Raw genomic sequence first — 259 nt, 5'->3', positions numbered from 1 at the left:
TTGATTCCAGATTCATTGATGTCGGGGCGATGCGTACAGGTAATGTAGGGGCACGGCAATACAGATAGATCGGTTTAAGATTTAAGATTGAGCGTGCCGTGCCCCTACCTCGTATTGATTGATTCCATATTAATTGATGTCGGGGCACGGCAATACATATACCTCGGTTTAAAGTTGAAGATTGAGCGTGCCGTGCCCCTACCCTGTATTGATTGATTCCAGATTCATTGATGTCGGGGCGATGCGTACAGGTAATGTA

The 259-nt window shown here is 45.9% G+C and carries 1 protein-coding gene; it reads right to left on the bottom strand.

The genetic code is table 11. The annotated features are described in order from the left end of the window. The coding region (locus tag MiSe_RS50285) for a hypothetical protein (RefSeq protein WP_226595118.1) at positions 1–259 on the bottom strand (259 nt) is incomplete at both ends.

It is taken from the genome of Microseira wollei NIES-4236 (assembly GCF_020521235.1).
In the GTDB taxonomy this organism is placed as follows: domain Bacteria; phylum Cyanobacteriota; class Cyanobacteriia; order Cyanobacteriales; family Aerosakkonemataceae; genus Microseira; species Microseira wollei.
This window is presented reverse-complemented; position numbering and strand designations above follow the sequence as displayed.